The organism is Brachybacterium sp. NPDC056505, assembly GCF_042794925.1.
Classification (GTDB): Bacteria; Actinomycetota; Actinomycetes; order Actinomycetales; family Dermabacteraceae; genus Brachybacterium; species Brachybacterium kimchii.
Window position 1 is genome coordinate 46,413 of record NZ_JBHTSV010000015.1, and the last position, 18,691, is coordinate 65,103.

The 18,691-nt window shown below is 74.1% G+C and carries 8 protein-coding genes; 1 reads left to right on the forward strand and 7 read right to left on the reverse strand.

Annotated features, from left to right (window positions below; translation table 11 throughout):
* Nucleotides 1-21 precede the first annotated feature (21 nt).
* From ACFQ53_RS09960 to ACFQ53_RS09990, 7 genes are all read right to left on the reverse strand, one after another.
* A complete protein-coding gene (locus ACFQ53_RS09960; RefSeq protein WP_377858889.1) occupies nt 22-747 on the reverse strand; it encodes a 4'-phosphopantetheinyl transferase family protein in 726 nt (241 codons plus the stop codon).
* Complete coding sequence (locus ACFQ53_RS09965) at nt 744-1,541, reverse strand: ABC transporter permease (protein ID WP_377858892.1); 798 nt, start codon at nt 1,539-1,541, stop codon at nt 744-746. The genes ACFQ53_RS09960 and ACFQ53_RS09965 overlap by 4 nt, the downstream gene beginning before the upstream one ends.
* Nucleotides 1,538-2,521, reverse strand: a complete 984-nt coding sequence (locus ACFQ53_RS09970; protein ID WP_377858895.1) for an ATP-binding cassette domain-containing protein — start codon at nt 2,519-2,521, stop codon at nt 1,538-1,540. Before ACFQ53_RS09970 ends, ACFQ53_RS09965 begins: the two co-directional genes overlap by 4 nt.
* Nucleotides 2,518-2,736: an MbtH family protein gene (locus ACFQ53_RS09975; protein WP_377858898.1), complete on the reverse strand. Its 219-nt coding sequence runs from the start codon at nt 2,734-2,736 to the stop codon at nt 2,518-2,520. The genes ACFQ53_RS09970 and ACFQ53_RS09975 overlap by 4 nt, the downstream gene beginning before the upstream one ends.
* On the reverse strand, nt 2,733-13,271 hold the full coding sequence (locus ACFQ53_RS09980; RefSeq protein ID WP_377858912.1) for an amino acid adenylation domain-containing protein: 10,539 nt from the start codon (nt 13,269-13,271) through the stop codon (nt 2,733-2,735). The genes ACFQ53_RS09975 and ACFQ53_RS09980 overlap by 4 nt, the downstream gene beginning before the upstream one ends.
* Before the next feature lie 61 nt (nt 13,272-13,332).
* Nucleotides 13,333-13,545 carry a hypothetical protein gene (locus ACFQ53_RS09985; RefSeq protein ID WP_377858901.1) on the reverse strand — a complete coding sequence of 71 codons (213 nt, stop codon included), beginning with the start codon at nt 13,543-13,545 and terminating at the stop codon, nt 13,333-13,335.
* A gap of 186 nt (nt 13,546-13,731) precedes the next feature.
* Complete coding sequence (locus ACFQ53_RS09990) at nt 13,732-17,097, reverse strand: SNF2-related protein (RefSeq protein WP_377858904.1); 3,366 nt, start codon at nt 17,095-17,097, stop codon at nt 13,732-13,734.
* Nucleotides 17,098-17,308: 211 nt separating this feature from the next.
* Between ACFQ53_RS09990 and glmM the strand changes: the two genes are divergently transcribed.
* The gene (glmM, locus tag ACFQ53_RS09995) at nt 17,309-18,655 is read left to right on the forward strand and encodes a phosphoglucosamine mutase (protein ID WP_377858907.1); all 1,347 of its coding nucleotides are present in this window, start codon (nt 17,309-17,311) and stop codon (nt 18,653-18,655) included.
* Nucleotides 18,656-18,691: the final 36 nt, after the last annotated feature.

The window sequence follows — 18,691 nt, forward strand, 5'->3', positions numbered from 1 at the left end:
GGGCGGTGCACCTACGGCCGGTCATCGTGGCGCGGGCAGGAGCGGGCCGAGGTCGTGCGCGCGCATCGGCCGACGGCTGTCGGCGCTCGTCGCGAGCGCACAGGGGACCTCCCCGGGCAGGTCCTCGACGACGAGACCGAGGGTCGGGCGGGGAGAGCACTCGTGCACTGCCCACTGCCGCACGCCGCGCGTTAGGCGGGGCACGAGGCGGAGCCGGTGCGGATCGATGCGGAGGCCGACGCCCGCGGCCTTCAGGACGGCCTCCTTGCGGGTCCACAGATCCACGCGGGCCCGCGGACCAGCGGATTCCGTGAGGTGCTCATCCGGGTGGAGGACCGCGGCGTCGAAGCCGTCCCACAGCGTCCGCGGCAGCTCCTGGATGTCCACGCCGAGCGGAGGCGGTTCCTCCGCGCCGTCCTCGCACGCCGCCACGGCGACGAGGACATGCGGGCCGGAGGCGGATCCGGAGAGAGCGGCACCGGCTGTCCTGGGCCGGCCATGGGGTTCGCCGCACACGTCGCATGTGCGCTCGATCGGCAGCAGCGGCGCCTCCGCAGCAGGAGCGCCCAGCACGTGCGCGAGAAGAAGACGCAGCGCGACGCGACCGGCCAGGGTGCGCTCGGCATGGGCCCCGCGGCGTGCGCCCGCCACGACGAGGTCCTCGGGCGCGGCGAGCGACGGCAGACCGCCGAGGGGGAGCACAGCCTCCGCGACGGCGCCGACCGTGGTCCGCAGGGTGGCGATCACCGACGGCCGATGCTCCGATAGCGCACGACCGCCAGGGGCGCGAACACCGCGATGAGGGCGATGCAGCACAGCGTCGCGTAGAGGGCGGGATGGTCCGCCGGCCAGCCGCCGGGCGCCACGAAGCCCGCAGGGGCCGAGTTCCCGAAGCCCTCTCGTGCGGCGGTCGCGACCGCCGTGACGGGGTTCCAGCGGGCGACGGCCTGCAGCGCGGAGGGGAGCATGTCCGCCGAGACGAACGCGCCCGAGACGAAGCACACGGGGAACAGCCACAGCAGGCCCACGCTCTGGGCGACCTCCACCGAGCGCGCCGTCAGGGCGATCAGCGCACCCACCCAAGAGACCGCGAAGGCGAACAGCATCAGCAGGGCGCAGGTGAGCAGGATCGAGCCGATCCCACTGGTGGGTCGCCAGCCGATGGCGAGCCCGCAGACGAGGATGACGAGAACCGAGATGGCACTCGTGGCGAGGTCCGAGACGGTCCTGCCCAGGATGACCCCGACGCGCGACATGGGCAGGGCGCGGAATCGGTCGATCAGGCCGGACTGCAGATCCTTCGCGAGGTACACCGCGGTGAACGAAGAGTTGAAGGTGAGGGTCTGCGCGAGGATCCCGCCGATCAGGAACTCGCGGTACTGATCGCCGCCGAGCGCGCCACCGAACACGAAGGCGAGGATGAGCACGAAGAGGATCGGCTGCGCGATCCCGGTCACGAGAGCGCCCGGCGTGCGCCGCAGACCGATGAGGTTGCGCCGGGCGATGACGCCGCCGTCGCCGAGGGCCCTCAGGGCCCTCATCGTGCGGGCTCCGACTCCGGCGACCGCCGGGAGCCGCTCGGACGGCCGCCCGACTCCTGGTCCCCGGTCAGGGCGAGGAAGACCTCGTCGAGCGTGGGCTGTCGCAGGGACGCCTCCTCGACGTCGATGCCTGCTTCCTCGAGAGCGCGGAGCACGCGGCCGAGGCCGCCGACGCCCTCCTCGGTGCTCAGGGTGAGCCGATGCCCGCGGTCGTCCGCGTCGGCCTCGAGACCGTGCCGGGCGAGAGCCGTGCGGGCGGTGCGCACCTGGTCGGCCCTCGTGCACGAGACGTCGATGCGCGAGCCCCCGGCGCGGGACTTGAGCTCCCTGGCCGTCCCCTCCGCGACGATGCGGCCCCGGTCGATCACCGAGATCGAGTCGGCGAGCCGGTCCGCCTCCTCGAGGTACTGGGTGGTCAGCAGGACCGTCACCCCGTCCGCCGTGAGGGAGCCCACCGCATCCCACGTGTCGCGCCGCCCTCGCGGGTCCAGGCCCGTCGTGGGCTCGTCGAGGATGACCACCGGAGGGCGCGCGATCACCGCACCGGCGAGGTCGAGGCGTCGGCGCATGCCACCGGAGTACTGGCCGGCCAGCAGCGTGTCGGCGACGTCCTCGAGGCGGAAGTCGGCCAGCAGTCCCCGGGCCCGCTCGACGGCCGTGCGCCGGGGCATGCCGTAGAGCCGTGCCACCATCCGCAGGTTCTCGAAGCCGGTGAGGCGCTCGTCGACCGCGGCGTACTGGCCGGAGACGCCGAGACTGCGCCGCACGTCGTCGGGATGCGAACGCACGGAGCGGCCGGCGACGACGGCGTCGCCGGCGTCCGGGGAGAGGAGCGTCGTCAGGACACGCACGATCGTGGTCTTGCCCGCGCCGTTGGGCCCCAGCAGGCCGTGCACCGTGCCGGCGGGGACCTCGAGGTCGACGCCGTCCAGTGCCGTCCGCCCGCCGAACCGCTTGACGAGGCCGTGCAGGGCGATCACGAGGCCTCTCGCGCTCCGTCGTCGGACCGGGAGGGAGTGATGTCGGACCAGGAGGCCGAGACGTGGCCGAGGCAGTCGGCGCGCGAGCCGGGCCCGAAGACCGCGACCCAGCCGCGGGGAAGGTCCGCGGACTCGGGCCACAGCGAGTGCTGGCCGCGCTCGTTCACGAGAACTCGGAAGGTGCCGTCGGGGTCGTCGAAGGGGTTGGTCATCATGCGCTTCCTCTGCCGTCGTCAGGTCGGGTTCGAGAGTGGTTCGGAGCGCTCGGCGATCCGGTTCGGTGCGATTCCGCGCCGGGGAGGATCGTGTCGAGCCACGCCGCGACCTCGCGCGCCGCCGGATCGGACAGGAGGTCGGAATGCCGTGAGGCGACCCGCTCGACGGTCACGGCCCCGCGGACGTACGGCGCCCACGCCTCCGGTGCGGGTCGGCCCTGCGGCACCTGGGCGGTGGCCTCGATCAGCTCCAGGTCGCCGTCGACGACCGGCAGGGCGGCGTCGTCCAGGAGCGCCGCCACCTGCGGGAAGCGGGCCGCCATGCGCCGGGCCGCTGCGGCGGGGACGTTCCCCAGGGCGTTGCCGGCCGCCCTGAGGGTCGCGAGGACGGTGGAGACCTCCAGTCGGCCCTCCGGTATGGACGTCCCCTGGGCGTCGAGGAATGCGCGCCAGCGCTCCTGCTCGTCGCGGACGCCGTGCAGCGCGTCCTGACCCGGGTAGGCGTCGAGGACCGCGAGGAGTGCGACCTCCTCGCCGGCGCTCTGCAGGCGGGCGGCGATCCGATGGGCGATGCGCCCTCCGAGCGAATACCCCAGCAGGTGGTACGGGCCGTGGCTCTGGACGGATCGGATGGCGCGCAGATAGTGGTCCAGCAGGTCATCGAGGGTCTCGTCCACGTCCGTCGCGTCGTCCCCGTCGGCCGACGGGGCGAGGCCCGGGACCTGCAGCCCGATCACCGGCCGGGTCGTGCTCAGATGGGGCAGGAGACCGGAGAAGGCCCACGCGAGACCGCTGGCCGGATGGACGGCGAACAGCGGATCGCCCCGGCCGTCGGGCCGCAGCGGCAGCACGACGCCGAGCGCGTCGTCCTCGGCCGCGGGCCCTGTGGCGGGCTCGGCGGCGTCGAGCGCCGCGGCGAGTCCCGCCACGGTCGGGGTGCGCAGGAGGGCGTGGATCGGGACCTCGCGTCCCAGCGCCCTGCCGATCGCCGCCGTCGCAGGACGGGCGACGAAGGAGTGCCCTCCGAGTGCGAAGAAGGAGTCGTCGGCCCGGACGTCCTCGACCTCCAGCACGTCGGCGAAGGCCTCGGCGATCACGGTCTCGGTGCCCGGCCGCGGGGCGCACCCCGCACCGCCGGCGGACGTCGGCTCGGGAAGGGCGCGCGCGTCCACCTTCCCGTTCGACGTCAGCGGGATGTCCTGGATCGGAGTGATCGACGAGGGGAGCATGTACTCGGGCAGCCGCGCGGCGAGCGACTGCTCGAGCCGGCCGCGCAGTCCGTCGACCTCCACGCCGGGCGCCGGCACCACCCAGGCGGCGAGCGCGGTGCCGTGGGCGCCGTCGACCGTGCGCACGACCGCCTGCGCGACGGTGTCCTGCGCCGTGATGACGGCGGCGATCTCGCCGGGCTCGATCCGATGCCCGCGGATCTTCACCTGGTCGTCGATGCGTCCGAGGGCGATGACGGGCGCTCTGCGCCCCGGTTCCGCGTCCCGCACGGAGACGAGATCGCCGGTGCGGTACATGCGGCTGCCGTCCCCCGCGAAGGGGTCCGCGACGAAGCGCCCGGCGGTCGCGGCCGGATCCCCGAGGTATCCGTCGGCGAGCTGAGGGCCGCTGAGCCAGAGCTCGCCGAAGCTGCCGACGGGCACCGGACGCAGATCCGCGTCCAGGACCCGGGCGACGGTCCCGCAGGTGGGCGCTCCGAGGACGGGCCGCACGCTGTCGGCGAGGGGAGCGACCAGGGTGTCGACCCCTGCCTCGGTGGGCCCGTACAGGTTCCACCCCTGGACCGCGCGGCGCTCGCGCACCCAGTCCCACAGACCGGGGTCGACGGGCTCCCCGCCCAGCAGCAGGAGGAAGGGATCCTCCGGGTCCCGGGCATCGAGCAGGTCCGAGAGCCCGGTCTGCCCGCGCAGGGCGTCGACATGGCCCGGGGTGGCCTCCCAGGCGTCGATCCGCTCCCGCGCGAACAGGGAGACCAGGGCCTCGGGGTCCCTGCGCACGAGGTCGTCGACCACATGGACCTCGTGCCCCGCGACGCACCACAGGACGGGATCGAGCGAGGCGTCGAAGCCGACACCCGTGGTGTGGGCGAGCCGCAGACGGCGGCGTGCGGGATCGGGCAGGAGGGTCGAGCGGTGGCTGGTCAGGAGTCGCGTGAGCGCACGGTGGGGAACCCGGACGCCCTTCGGCGTCCCGGTGGTGCCCGAGGTGAAGATGATGTAGGCGCCGTCCTCGGGACCCGGCAGGTGCTGCGGAGGCTCCCCGGCGGGGAGGGCGTCGATCGGCAGGATGCGCTCGGCGTCGAGCCCCGACGCACGCGCGCTCGCCGCGGCGTCCTGCTCGTCGGCATGTCCGGTGTGCAGCAGAAGGCGTGGCGCCGATGCGCGCATCATGGCCATGACCCGCTCGGCAGGCAGGCCGATGTCGAGCGGGACCACGACCCCGCCCGCCCTCCAGATGCCGAGCATCCCGGCCACGGAGTCGCTGCCGCGGCGCACGGCCAGAGCGACGCGGTCCCCGGTCACGACGCCGGCGGCGCGGAGGCCTCCGGCGATCCCGTCGACGCGAGCGGCGAGCTCGGCGGTCGTCAGGGCACGATCCGGGCCGACGAGCGCCGTTGCGTCCGGGCGCGAGGCGGCGGAGTCCGCGAGAGCCGCGAGCACGCTCTGCGCGGGTGCCGTCGCGGGCCAGGGGGTCAGAGGCGTCGACGGCGGCCCCGCGGGGATCCTGTCGACGCGCGACCCGGGGTCCCCGGCGATGCCGCCGAGGAAGGCGAGCCAGCGGTCGATGAGACCGCGAGCGGCCAGGTCGCTGAACAGCTCGGCGTCGTACTCGAGGATCCCTTCCATGCCGCCCTCGGCGTCCGGTCGGAGCGTGAACGAGAGGTCGACCTTGGCCGCGCCCGTCGTCTCGGGGGCGCCGCGGGTGACGGCGACGCCCGGCAGGTCCAGGACGGCCCCGTCCGTCTCCTCGAGGGAGAGCATGGTCTGGAACAGCGGATGGCGTCCGAACCGGCGTGCGGGGGCTACGGCCTCGACGATGCGCTCGAAGGGGATGCCGTCGTCCTCCATCGCGGCCAGAGCGGCCTCGCGGGCGCGCCCCACCACGTCGCCGAACGTCATGGCCCCGTCGACCTGCATCCGGAGCGGAAGAGTGGTGACGAAGAACCCGACGAGGTCGGCGAGGTCGGGGTCGTCCCGCCCGGCGGAGGGCGCCCCGATCACGATGTCGTCGCCCGCCCCGATGCGCTGCAGATAGGAGACGAGCGCGGCGAGCCAGGTGTGGAAGCCGGTGCCGCCGGCGGCACGCCCCTGATGCAGGAGAGGCGCGGCGACCTCGGCGGGGATCGTGAACGTCCGGGAGTGCGCGGGACGGGTGCCGGCCTCTCCCCGCTGGCCGTCCGCAGGCAGGTCCAGCTCCTCGGGTGCGCCCTCGAGCCGATCCGCCCAGGCGGCGGGACGGGGGTCCCGCGCCGGGTCCTCGGCGTGGCGCATGCGCTGGTGACGGGCGTGATCGGCGAACTGTACGGCCAGCGGGCGGGTCGCCGAGCGCATGCCGCCGGAGCGGGCGCTGTAGGCCGTGGACAGGTCGCGCGTGAGCGGTCTCAGCGAGGCGCCGTCGGTCGCGATGTGGTGGATCGCGAGGGTCAGATGCCAGCGTTCGGCGCCCGTCCGCTCCAGCCCGGCGCGCAGGGGGATGCGCGCGGCGAGGTCGAATCCCGCGGTGACGTCGATCGGGCCGTCCTGGAGGATGCCGACGGGCGGGTCGAGGACGCGCTGGACTCCTCGGCCCTCCACCTCGGGGAAGACGGTGCGCAGGATCTCGTGGCGGGCCACGAGGTCGTCGATCGCACCGCCGAGCGCCTCGACGTCGAGGGCCCCCTCGAGGTCGCACTCGAGCAGCACCGTGTACTCGGCCGACGAGGGGTCGAGTCGGTGCAGGAACCACAGGCGCTCCTGGTCGGGGGAGAGCGGGAGCTCCTCGTCGCGAGGGCGCGGATGGTCCCGCACCCACGCCCGCAGCCGCCCCGACACGGCGGTGCCCTCACCCGAGGACGGGGCATCGGACGAGTCCTGGTGCCGCGGGGTCACGCCCTCGGTCCCGGTCCCCTGCGCCCTCACGTCGGCCAGCAGCTGTGCCGCGGTGGGGTGGTCGAAGACTGCACGCACGGGGAGCGCCGCGCCGAACTCCTCCCGGATCCTGCCGACGAGGCGGACGGCGAGGAGCGAGTGGCCCCCCAGCTCGAAGAAGTCCTCGTCCGGTCCGGGCTCCGTCACGGCGAGCACCTCCGCCAGCACGCGGCACATCCGCTGCTCGGCCTCGTCGCGAGGGGCGCGATGCGGGCCGGCGGACCGCTGGGGATCCGGGAGCGCCGGGACGTCGACCTTGCCGTTCGCGTTCAGGCTCAGCTCCGGGAGGACGAGCACGCTCGTCGGGACCATGTAGGCGGGCAGCTCGTCCCGGGCGCGCCGGCGCACCTCGTCCGGGTCGACCTCCCCGCTCACCCAGGCGGCGATCCGCTCCGTGCCCTCACCGCCCGGCGCCACCACCCGGACGACGGCGGCACGCACGCCGGCCGAGCGCTCCAGGGCGCTCTCGACATCCCCGGTCTCGATGCGGTAGCCCCGCAGCTTGACCTGGTCGTCCGTACGGCGCACGAAGCGCAGCGAGCCGTCGGCGCCACGGCGGACCACGTCGCCCGTGCGGTACATCCGCTCGCCGTCGCCGGTGGGGTCGGCGATGAAGCGGGAGGCGGTCTCCGCGGAGCGGCCGCGGTAGCCGTCGGCGAGGGTCGCGCCCGAGAGGTAGAGCTCCCCCTCGACACCGGCGGGGACGGGACGCAGCAGATCGTCGAGCACGCGGATCGCGACCCCGTCGACGGGGCGCCCGAGGACCACGGCCCTGGAGCGGATCGGCGCGACCAGGGCGTCGACCGTGGCCTCGCTCGGGCCGTACAGGTTCCGCCCCTCGAGGACCTCGCTGCGGGCGATCAGGTCCCAGAGGGACGGAGGGACGGCCTCGCCGCCGAGCGCCAGCAGCAGGGAGCCTGTCCCTCTGAGGGCGGCGTCCTCGAGGCCGGCCTCGACGAGCCGCGTCCCGTACGAGGGGGTCGTCTCGAGCACGTCGATGCACTCGCGGCCGATCGCGTCGAGGACCGCCTCGGCGTCGGCCTGGACGTCCTCGTCCGCCATGATCAGCGTGCTGCCGGCGACCAGCCAGAGGACCGGGTCCCAGGCGGCGTCGAAGGCGAGGCCGGAGACGTGCAGCATCCGGGGTGCTCGGCCCAGACGGTCCCGCAGGGGGCCGATGAGCGTCCTCTCGTGGTGACGCAGAAGGGTGCCGAGCGCGGCGTGCGAGACCTGCACGCCCTTGGGATCGCCGGTCGTCCCGGAGGTGTGGACCAGGTAGGCCGTGTCCTCGATGCCCGGTTGCGCGGGCACCGATCCGCCCGACGGCAGATCACCCGGCGCGAGGACGTTCATCGTCGCGCCGGGCTCGGCCTGGCCGTCGGCCACCTGCTGACGCAGGGCGCGGAACCGCGCGGGATCGCCGGTCAGCAGGACACGCGGGTCCGCCGAGACCAGGGTGCGTGCGAGGCGCGCATCGGGGTGGGAGGCGTCCAGCGGGACGGCGACAGCGCCGGCCCGGAGCACGCCGAGCAGGACGGCAATGGCGTCCCTGTCGCGAGGGAGGGCGAGAGCGACCCGGTCCCCTCGCGCGATCCCGATCCCGGCCAGTCCCGCTGCGATCTCGTCGACGCGCGCGAGCAGCTCCGCCGCCGTGAGCGCACCATGGGCGTCGACCAGCGCGGGATCCTGCGGCCGGGTCTGTGCGGCGGCGGCGAGACGCTCCAGGATCGTGAGGGGCGCGCCGTGCTCCGGACCGCGGTCGCGTGCCGTCAGGGCGCGCAGCTCGGCGGGCGAGGCCGTGGGCAGATCGCTCAGGCGGGTCGACGGGTCCGTCACGAGCTGTGCGAGCACGCGCTCCAGCGAGTCGCGCATCCTCTCGACGGTGGAGGCGTCGAACAGTGCCCGGTCGAAGCCGAGCGCCACGGCGAGCGGACCGTCCTCGCCCTCCGGTGCGGTGACGTCGACCAGGAGATCGGCCTTGACCCCCGAGCTCGTGGAGGGCGCGGGGACGTCGACGTCGACGCCCGGCAGGTCGAGCCGGGCCGCCGGTGCGTTCTGGAGCGTCAGCAGCACCTGCACGAGAGGAGGGCGGTCGGGGCTCCGCGGAGGGCGGACGGCGTCGACGACGGCGTCGAAGGGTAGGTCCTGGTGCGCGTACGCGTCGGTGTTCGCGGCGCGGATGCGCTCGAGGAGCTCGTCGAGGCGCGGGTCGCCGTGCAGCGAGGTGCGCAGCGCGACGGTGTTCACGAAGAATCCGACGAGGTCCTCCAGCCGGGCGTCGCCGCGCCCGGCGACAGGGGTCCCGAGCACCACGTCATCGCCGGTCCCGTGCTGATGCAGCGCCGCGGCCAGGGCGGTGTGCAGCACGATGAACAGGCTGGTGCGGTGCACGGCGGCGAGCTCGCGCACGGCGGCGTGGCGCCGTGGGGAGAGGTCCAGGCGGATCTCGCCGACGCCCTGCTGCGCCGTGTCCCGCGGGTTCGCGGCCCCGCGGGGGCGATCGCGCGGCAGTGAGATCTCCGGGGGCGCGCCGGCGAGTGCGCGCTCCCAGAACGCCGTGAGGGTCGCCCGCTGGCTGTGGGGGTCCTCTGCGTCGCCGAGCCGGTCCTGATGCCAGACGGCCGCGTCCGCGAAGTCCACGGGGAGCGGCGGCAGATGGGGGGCCCGTCCCTTGTGCCGCGCCGCGTACGCGTCGCCGAGGTCACGGGCGAACGGGGCCAGGGACCAGCCGTCGGTCGCGATGTGATGCATCGTGATCACGAGGGTCGCATGGTCCGCGGCGGAGCGCAGCAGCACGGCGCGCAGCGGGATCTCCCGGGTGAGATCGAAGGGACGCCGGGTCTCCGTCGCGATGACGGCGTCCACCCGGGCGGGCGGCACCTCGACGCAGAGGAGGGGCAAGGGTACCTGATCGGCGGGGAGGATCCGCTGGACGGGTTCGCCGTGCTCCGCGGGCAGGAGGGTGCGCAGGGGCTCGTGGCGGGAGATCACGTCGTCGAGGGCCGCCCGCAGAGCGCCGACGTCGAGGTCTCCCTCGAGGTGCAGCACGATCGGGACCGCGTAGGCGGCCGAGTCGGGCTCCAGCTGGTGGAGGAACCACAGGCGGCGCTGGTTGGGGGACGCCGGGACGGGATCGGGGCGCGCGCCGCGCTCGGGGCGCGGGGGGACGGCCGCGCCGGGGGAGTCCTGCAGGGTGCGGGCGAGGGAGGCGACCGTCGGGTGCTCGAAGACGTCCCGCACGGTGACCGCCCGATCGAGGTCGGCGCTGAGCCGGGAGGCGAGCCTCGTGGCCAGCAGCGAGTGGCCGCCGGCGGCGAAGAAGTCCTCGTCGACGCCGATGTCGGTGCGCTCCAGGACGGCGCCGAAGCCGGCGGCCACGGCGCGCTCGGCGGCGGACCGGGGAGGGCGGGAGGCGCCGCCGCCGGTGACCGTGGCCGGATCGGGCAGGCCGGAGCGGTCGATCTTCCCGTTGGCCGTGGCCGGGAGCTTGGGCAGCGCCAGGACCACCGCGGGCACCATGTAGTCGGGAAGGTGCTCGCGCAGAGCGCCGCGGATCGACTCCGCCGCCTCGGCTCCCTCACCGGCGGCGGCACCGGGGCCGGCCGAGGATCCGGTCCCGCCGGTCGACACGTAGCCGATGAGCCGCGCGGACGGCCCGTCCCCGCGGACGATCGCCGCGGCGGCCACGACGCCCTCCTGTCGGCGCAGGGCGGCCTCGACCTCGTCCAGCTCGACCCTGTAGCCGCGGATCTTCACCTGGTCGTCGGTGCGTCCGAGGAACCTCAGCGTGCCGTCATGGCGGCGCCTGACCCGGTCGCCCGTGCGGTACATCCGGGAGCCGTCGGCGGCGAACGGGTCGGCGACGAAGCGCTGGGCGTCCAGGTCCGGTCGGCCGATGTATCCCCGGGCGACACCGTGCCCCGCCAGATACAGCTCGCCCACCCCACGGTCGGGGACCGGGGACAGCGCGGCGTCGAGGACGTAGTGGCGGCTGCCGGCCACGGAGGCGCCGAGATGCGGGCGGCGGCCGGTCGCGATCGGGGCGACCATGCTGTCCACCGTCGACTCGGTGGGCCCGTAGAGGTTCATGGCATGCACGTCGTCGCGGGCCGCGAGAGCGGCCCAGAGCTCCTCGCCCACGGCCTCGCCGCCCAGGGCGATCTCGCTCGGCCGGTGCTCGCGGTCCAGCATCCCGGCGTCGATCAGCGCCTCGGCGAAGGAGGGGGTGGTCTCGAGGGCATCGATCCGCTCCCGGTCCAGGAGGGCGGCCAGGCGCTCGGGGTCCCGGCGGGTCTCGTCGTCGACGATGTGGAGCTCATGGCCGGAGATCAGCCACAGCAGCGGGTCCCACGAGGCGTCGAAGGAGAGCCCGGCGGTGTGGGCGGCGCGCACGGGCCGCCCGAGCCGCTGAGAGGCCGGGTCGTGCCACGTGCGTCGATGGTGCTCGTGCAGGGCATGCAGGGACATGTGCTCGACGGCGACCCCTTTCGGGCGCCCGGTGCTGCCCGACGTGAAGATGACGTAGGCGAGGTCGTCCGGGCCGATCGCGGGAAGGCGCGTCGAATCCTCCGCCCGCCGGCACCAGGTCGCGGTGTCGGTGTCGATCACAGTGGTCGGAACGTCGAACGCGGCCCCGTCCTCCCGGTCGCGGGCCAGCTGCTGCGACGTCGTCAGCAGCGCGGCGGGCTCGGCATCGCTGATCATGTCCGCCACCCGGCCGACGGGGTAGGCGGGGTCCAGAGGCATGAAGGCGCCCCCTGCCCGCAGGATGCCGAGGACAAGCACCGGGAGCTCGACCGTGCGGCCGATCCTCACGGCCACGCGATCGCCCGGACGGACCCCCTCGCGGATCAGATGGCGCGCCATCAGCGTCGCGCGGACATCGAGCTCGCGGAAGCTGAGCTCGCCGTCGGGTGCGGTGACCGCGAGCTGCTCGCCGCGGGCGCGCAGGGTGGCGGCGGCGGAGTCCAGGAGCGTCCCCGGGGACACGGGGGCCCGGGAGCCTCTGCCCCCGTCCAGGAGCCGCTCCCGCTCGGCGGCGCCGACCACCGGCGCGGCGGCGACGGTCGTCGCGGCGGGCGCCTCGAGCGCGGCATCGATCAGACGGAGGATCCGGTCCCCGTGCCTCGACAGGGACTCGACCGTGTGCAGGTCGGCGTCGCCCTCCATCCGCAGCACAGGGTCGGAGGCCTCGCTGCGGGGATCGCCGAGGACGATGGACAGATCCCGCACGGGGCCGGTCGAGCGGATGTGCACCGTTCCCCGCGCGCTCCCGAACCGGAGTTCGTCGATGACGGGCAGCAGGTTCACCGAGGGACCGGGATCGGCCGGCGCGCCGTCGATGTCCTCGACGCGGAAGCGCTGGTGGGCGACCGCGTCGCGGACGATCCGCCCTGTTCCGGAGACCACGGTCGCCAGGGTGTCGGAGGGCGATACCGGGATCCGCAGCGGCAGGACGCTGGAGAGCATGGAGGGAGTGGTCCGGGCGATGCGTCCCCGCCGGGCGGTGACGGGCAGCCCGACGGGGACGACCTCGGCCCCGGTCATCCGGGACAGGTAGACGGCGACCGAGGCGATGAGCGTCTTGGGCAGCTCCCGATCGAGTCGAGCCAGGCGGCGTGCGCGCTCGGAGCCGAGGGGCACGTCGACCCGGACCACGTCGCGGGCGATGCCGTCGGAACGGCCCTCGAGGCCCACCGGGGGCGCCTCGCGGGCTATCGCCCGCTCCCAGTGATCGGCGTCGGCCGCGTGCTGGTCGGAGGCCTCGTAGTCGCGCAGCTCCCGGTGGAGGTCCCCCAGGGCGGGCAGAGGCGAGGGGAAGCTCGCCCCGACGCGGGCGAGCGCCGGTGCGAGCGCCCGGGGGACGTGCGTCCCGGGGACGAGGCGGGCCAGTCTCGAGTAGGCCCCGGCGATGTAGCGCAGGGCGACCACGGCCGAGTAGCCGTCGATCAGCACGTGGTGGACGCGCAGGAAGAAGAGCGACCGGCGCTCGCCGACGAGGAAAAGGGTCGCCCCCAGCAGGTCCCCGCCGTCCATGGTGCGGGCGGTGGACATCTCGCGGTCCATGATCGCGTGCGCGATCTCCTCCGCCTCGTGGCGCGGCAGGTGCGAGAGATCGCGGACCTCCACGAGGTGCTCACCGGGTCGCGGCCGATGGATCTCTCCGAACGGCCCGTCCTCGTCCTCCAGGATCCGCATGCTCAGCGCGTCGAGGTCCGCGGCCGCCTTCACCAGGGCGATGTTCAGCAGGAGGGGGTCGATGGGGCCCTCGAGGTCGAGGTGCTGCCCGATCTGGAACGAGGGGTTCTCCGGATCCAGCTTCTGCGCGTACCAGATGCCGCGCTGGGCCGGCGTGAGCGGGGTCCGCTCCGGTGACTCGGGGGCGATGTTCCTGCGCATCCTCACAGGGGCGTGCTCCTCGTGACGCTGTGGTAGTGTGTCGTCGTGCCCGGTGCTCCCCTCACTGCTGGAACTGGCCCAGCTGGAGCGTCTCGAGCAGACCGTCGATGTCGATGAGGGGCCCGTCGATCAGAGGCCCCTGGACGAGGGAGCTCGATGCAGCGGTCTCGTCGGGCCCGGTCTCCTCGGCGTTCGCAGCGGGCACGGCGAGGCCCATGCCCACGAGCGCGAGGACCGCAGCGGTGAGGGTGGTGCGACGGAAACGGTGGAACATGAGCGGTGCCTCCTCGGCGTCGGGATCCGGTCCTGGCCCGCGCGGCGGCGCCGCGCCGGACATCACGGGTTCGGAAGCCTCGCGGAGGCGGATTGGTCCGAGATGCGGAGGGATGACGGCATCCGGTGATCGGGCCGGGGCCCGGCGCGATCGCCGGGTGGGTCCCGAGGCGGTGGAAGCCGGGGACTAGCTCAGGAGCTCGCGGATGTCCTGCGCGGTGATCCCCGAGCGGAAGGCCTTCCCGCCGTCGGTCAGGGAGTCGAAGAGGGCGGCCTTGCGCTGCTGCAGGGCGAGGACCTTCTCCTCGATGGTGTCCTCGGCGACCATGCGGAAGACCATCACCCGGCGCTCCTGGCCGATGCGGTGGGCGCGGTCGACGGCCTGGTTCTCCGCCGCCGGGTTCCACCACGGATCCAGCAGGAACACGTAGTCGGCCTCCGTGAGGGTCAGGCCGAAGCCGCCGGCCTTCAGCGAGATGAGGAAGACGGGCGCATCGCCCTCGCGGAACTCCCGCACGGCGGCGTCGCGATCCCGGGTCGAGCCGTCCAGGTAGCTGAAGGCGACCCCTCGCATCGTCAGCTCGTCGGCCACGTGCCGCAGATGCGAGGTGAACTGGCTGAACAGCAGCACCCGGTGGCCGTCGCCGAGGACCTCGTCGAGCCGGTCGAAGAGCGCCTCGAGCTTCGAGCTCGGCACGTCGCCGTGGGCCTCGGCGTCGACGATCGACGGGTCGAGCGCCATCATCCGCAGCAGGGTCAGGGAGCGGAAGACGATGAAGCGGTTGCGATCGAGGTCCGCGTCGATGAGGCCGAGGACCTTCTTGCGCTCGCGCTGCAGCACCGAGTCGTACAGCGCCCTGTGCTCGGGGCCCAGCTCGACCTTCACCACCTGCTCCTGCTTCTCGGGGAGCTCGGAGGCGACCATCTCCTTGGTGCGCCGCAGCATGAACGGCCGCAGCCGGGAGCGCAGCACGTCCATCCGCTCGGGGTGCTCGCCGCTCTCGATGGGCAGGGTGAAGCGCTGCCGGAACCCGATCGCGGGACCCAACAGGCCGGGCGCGGCGATCTCGAGGATCGACCACAGGTCGTCCAGGGAGTTCTCCATCGGCGTGCCGGTGATCGCGAGGTGGAAGGACGCGCGCACGTTCTTCGCCGCCTGGTGCGTGCGCGAACGGCGGTTCTTCACGAACTGCGCCTCGTCGAGCACGAGCCCCTGGAACTGCTCGCGCGCGAACTCGTCGTCGTCGATGCGCAGCACGGTGTAGCTCGTGACCACGAGGTCCGCGCCGAGGACCGTCTCGGCGAGGTCCTCGCCGCGGGCGCGGGAGGTGCGATCGACGACCCGCACGTCGAGGTCCGGGGCGAAGCGCTCGGCCTCGGCCCGCCACACCGGGAGCACGGAGGAGGGCGCGACGACGAGGAACGGCGGCGGGGCGTCGGAGACCGAGCCGTCGGCACCGTCGATGACCACAGGGGCGCTCTCGCGGGCGTGCGCGATGAGGGCCAGGGTCTGCACGGTCTTGCCCAGGCCCATGTCGTCGGCCAGCACCCCGCCCAGCCCGTGATGGAAGAGGAAGGCCAGCCAGGAGAAGCCGTCGCGCTGGTAGTCGCGCAGGTCCGCGGTGAGGGCGTGGGGGAGCGGGGGCGGGGTGAGGTCGCGCGCGTCCTGGAGGGCGCCGACGGTGCGCTCCCACTCCGCGCTCGCCTCGGCGGACTCCGCGATCTCCTCGAGGTCCTCCCACATGCCGACCTGGAAGCGGCTGATGGCCTGCTGCTGCGGGTCCCACTCCGCGAGGGCCTCGCCCTCGGCGATGAGCTCGCGCAGGGCGTCGAAGGCGGGGTTGTCCAGGGAGAAGTACGTCTTGTCCGGGAGCATGATCCGGGTCCGGCCCTGCGCGAGCGCGACGAACAGGGTGGGGAAGGGGATCTGGCGGCCGTCGATCGTGATCTCGAAGCCCAGGTCGAACCAGTCGTGCTTGCCGGGGGACTGCTGCTGGGTGATGCGCACCTTCGGGGCGCCGTCGAGCTCGCGGTAGGCGTGGCGGGTGCCGACGATCTCGGTGCGCACGTGCGGCAGCTCGCCGAGCTCGTCGAGCACGTGCTCCGAGAAGCGGGCCGTGTCCGGGCCGCTCAGCTGCTCGGGGGCGTCGCCCCCGGCCGTCGGCCACAGGGTCCGCACCCGGGCGAGCACCTCGTCCTCGTGGGCCACGTCGCGGCGCACGCCCTGGCGCTGGTCCATGGGCAGGGTGCGGGCCGGGTCGTGGTAGCGCCAGGTCCAGGTGAGAGACAGGCGGTCGTCGGGGGCATAGGCGGCGGCCAGGTGCAGGGTCGCCGGCTCGATCGCCGGCATCTCGACGCTGCCGTCGCTGCTGGTCACGCGCGTGACCGTGCGCAGACGCGGGTAGGCGTCCTCGAGGAAGTCCTCGCGGTCCTCTCCGGGCACGACGAGCGGCTCGGGCCGCTGGAAGAGGCGCTGCAGGGCCGTCGGGATCGGGGAGCCGACGGGCGCGATGCGCGCCGAGAAGCCGGCGGTGGGCGAACGCGAGCCCTCGTCCGCCGGCGCCGACGGATCGTCCAGGGCGATCACGCCCGCGGTGCCCAGGGGTCGGGCCTGCGCGACGTCCTGGCCCTCGAGGGTGATGCGGGGGAGGACCTGGAGGTCGCTGCCGCCCTCGGGGATGCGCAGGTCGACCTCGACCGCGCCGACGGACGCGAGCTCGATCGCGCGCAGGCCGTCGCCCGGCAGGAACTCGACGCCGGCGTCCCTCGCGTAGGCGAGGGACTGCCAGATCAGCGGCGAGCCGATGGAGTTCAGCCAGAGGTGCTCGATCGAGCCGCTCGCGTACGAGCGCTCGGCTGTGGCGGAGGCGAACATGCGGGTCAGGGCCTCGGCGTGGCCCGTGTGGTAGGCGCGGCCGGCCATCCGGAACTCGAAGGTGCGCCAGGAGAGCCCGCCCTTGATCCAGGTGCCCTTGCGCCCCATCGTCATCGGCCGCAGCCCCAGCCAGAGGTCTCCGCCCTCGGCGAGCAGCGCGGGGGTCGCGGTCTCGCGGCGCAGCCGGGAGACGCCGGGACCCACCCGCGAGACCTCGAGGTCGAAGCGGATGGCGAGGGGCTGTGGGACCTCCTCGCTCGGGGACTCGGTGAGCAGGGGGCGCAGAACGCTGCGCCACTCCGCGGGCGTCTCGCGCCTCTCCTCGGCCGCGCCGAGGTCGTCGAGGTGGTAGAGCACCGCGGCGACGTGCTTGCAGTCCGCCCCGATCGGGCAGGAGCAGCGGGAGCGGCGGGGGCGCCACAGCCCGCCCGGCTCGGCGGGCAGGAAGCGGCGGGAGACCGCGTCCTCCTCGTACTCGGCGAGGGTGACGACAGTGCGATAGGGGGAGCCCGCGCTGCCCTGGACGTCGGCCGTGACGGTCCCGCTGTCGACGTCCCAGACCAGATCCTCGACGCGGCCCTCACGGGCATAGGCGAGGCCGTGGCCCGCGGCCCGGCTCCCCACCTGGTGCGTGATCACCGTGGGCGGCACGTGGGGCAGCAGGTCCGCAGTGGGCATACCCTCCAGGCTACTGCCGCGCGGGCTCCCGCGGCGCCCGTCCACAGCGAGCGACGCGCCACGTCCAGGGCGTCGCTGGGAGCACGACGATCCCGTCGCGATACTCTGCCCGGGCGGCGCCCAGCGCCCGCAGCGGCGCCGCGCCGGCGCCCTCCCGCATCTTCCAGCTTCCGGCATCACAGCATCCAGCACCCACCCCGAGGAGATCCCTGTGGCACGACTGTTCGGCACCGACGGGGTGCGCGGCACCGCGAACGTGGACATCACCGCGGAACTCGCGGTCGACCTCTCGGTCGCCGCCGCCCACGTGCTCGCGACCTTCGGCGCCTTCGACGGCGCGCGCGCCCGGGCGATCGTCGCCCGCGACACCCGCCCGTCGGGCGACTTCCTGAGCGCCGCCGTCTGCGCGGGCCTCGCCTCCGCGGGCGTCGACGTCGAGGACGCCGGGATCCTCCCCACCCCCGGGCTCGCGCACCTCGTGAAGACCTCGGGCGCGGACCTCGGCGTGATGATCTCCGCCTCCCACAACCCCTCGGCCGACAACGGCATCAAGTTCTTCGCGCGCGGCGGCACCAAGCTCCCCGACGAGGTCGAGGACGCGATCGAGGCGCGACTCGGCGAGCAGTGGCAGCGGCCGCTGGACACCGAGGTCGGCACCATCCGCGACTACGGCGGCGCGGTCGAGCAGTACGTCGAGCACCTGCTCTCGACGCTCGACGGCCCGCTGACCGGCCTCACCGTCGTCGCAGACTGCGCGAACGGCGCCGCCTCCGAGACCGCTCCTGCCGCCCTGCGCGGCGCCGGCGCGACCGTGCACGTGATCGGCGACCGCAGCGACGGCAAGCAGATCAACGAGGACTGCGGCTCGACGCACCTCGGGAAGCTGCAGGCGGCCGTCGTGGAGCACGGCGCCGACGTCGGCGTGGCCTTCGACGGCGACGCCGACCGCTGCCTCGCGGTCGACGCCCAGGGGCGCGAGATCGACGGCGACCAGATCATGGCGATCCTCGCCCTGGACCTCAAGGAGCGCGGTCAGCTGCACGACGACGTCCTCGTCGTCACCGTCATGAGCAACCTGGGCCTGAAGATCGCCATGAAGGAGCACGGGATCACCCTCGGGCAGACCTCCGTGGGCGACCGCTACGTGCTCGAGGAGATGAACCTGGGCGGCTACTCGCTGGGCGGGGAGCAGTCCGGGCACGTGATCATGGCCGCGCACGCCACCACCGGCGACGGTGAGCTGACCGCCCTGCACCTGCTGCAGCGCGTCGCCACGACCGGTCGCAGCGCGCGCGAGCTCGCCGACGAGATGACCCGCCTCCCGCAGGCGCTCATCAACGTCAAGGGGGTCGACAAGGCCCGCGCCTCGATCGACAGGGGCGTGCTCGATGCCGTCGCCGCGGCCGAGGCCGAGCTCGGCGAGAACGGCCGCGTGCTGCTGCGCCCCTCGGGCACCGAGCCCGTGGTGCGCGTGATGGTCGAGGCCCCGAGCGACGAGGTCGCGACCACGGCCGCGGAGAAGCTCGCGGGCGTCGTGCGCGAGCGCCTCTCGCTCTGAGGGCCTGAGAGAAGGCGCCGACGGGATCCCCGTCGG

Excerpts from the sequence above, each read along its gene's own strand:
- ACFQ53_RS09965 (WP_377858892.1), bottom strand. The coding sequence starts at position 1,541 with ATGAGGGCCCTGAGGGCCCTCGGCGACGGCGGCGTCATCGCCCGGCGC.
- ACFQ53_RS09975 (WP_377858898.1), bottom strand. The coding sequence starts at position 2,736 with ATGATGACCAACCCCTTCGACGACCCCGACGGCACCTTCCGAGTTCTC.
- ACFQ53_RS09980 (WP_377858912.1), bottom strand. The coding sequence starts at position 13,271 with ATGCGCAGGAACATCGCCCCCGAGTCACCGGAGCGGACCCCGCTCACG.
- ACFQ53_RS09985 (WP_377858901.1), bottom strand. The coding sequence starts at position 13,545 with ATGTTCCACCGTTTCCGTCGCACCACCCTCACCGCTGCGGTCCTCGCG.
- ACFQ53_RS09990 (WP_377858904.1), bottom strand. The coding sequence starts at position 17,097 with ATGCCCACTGCGGACCTGCTGCCCCACGTGCCGCCCACGGTGATCACG.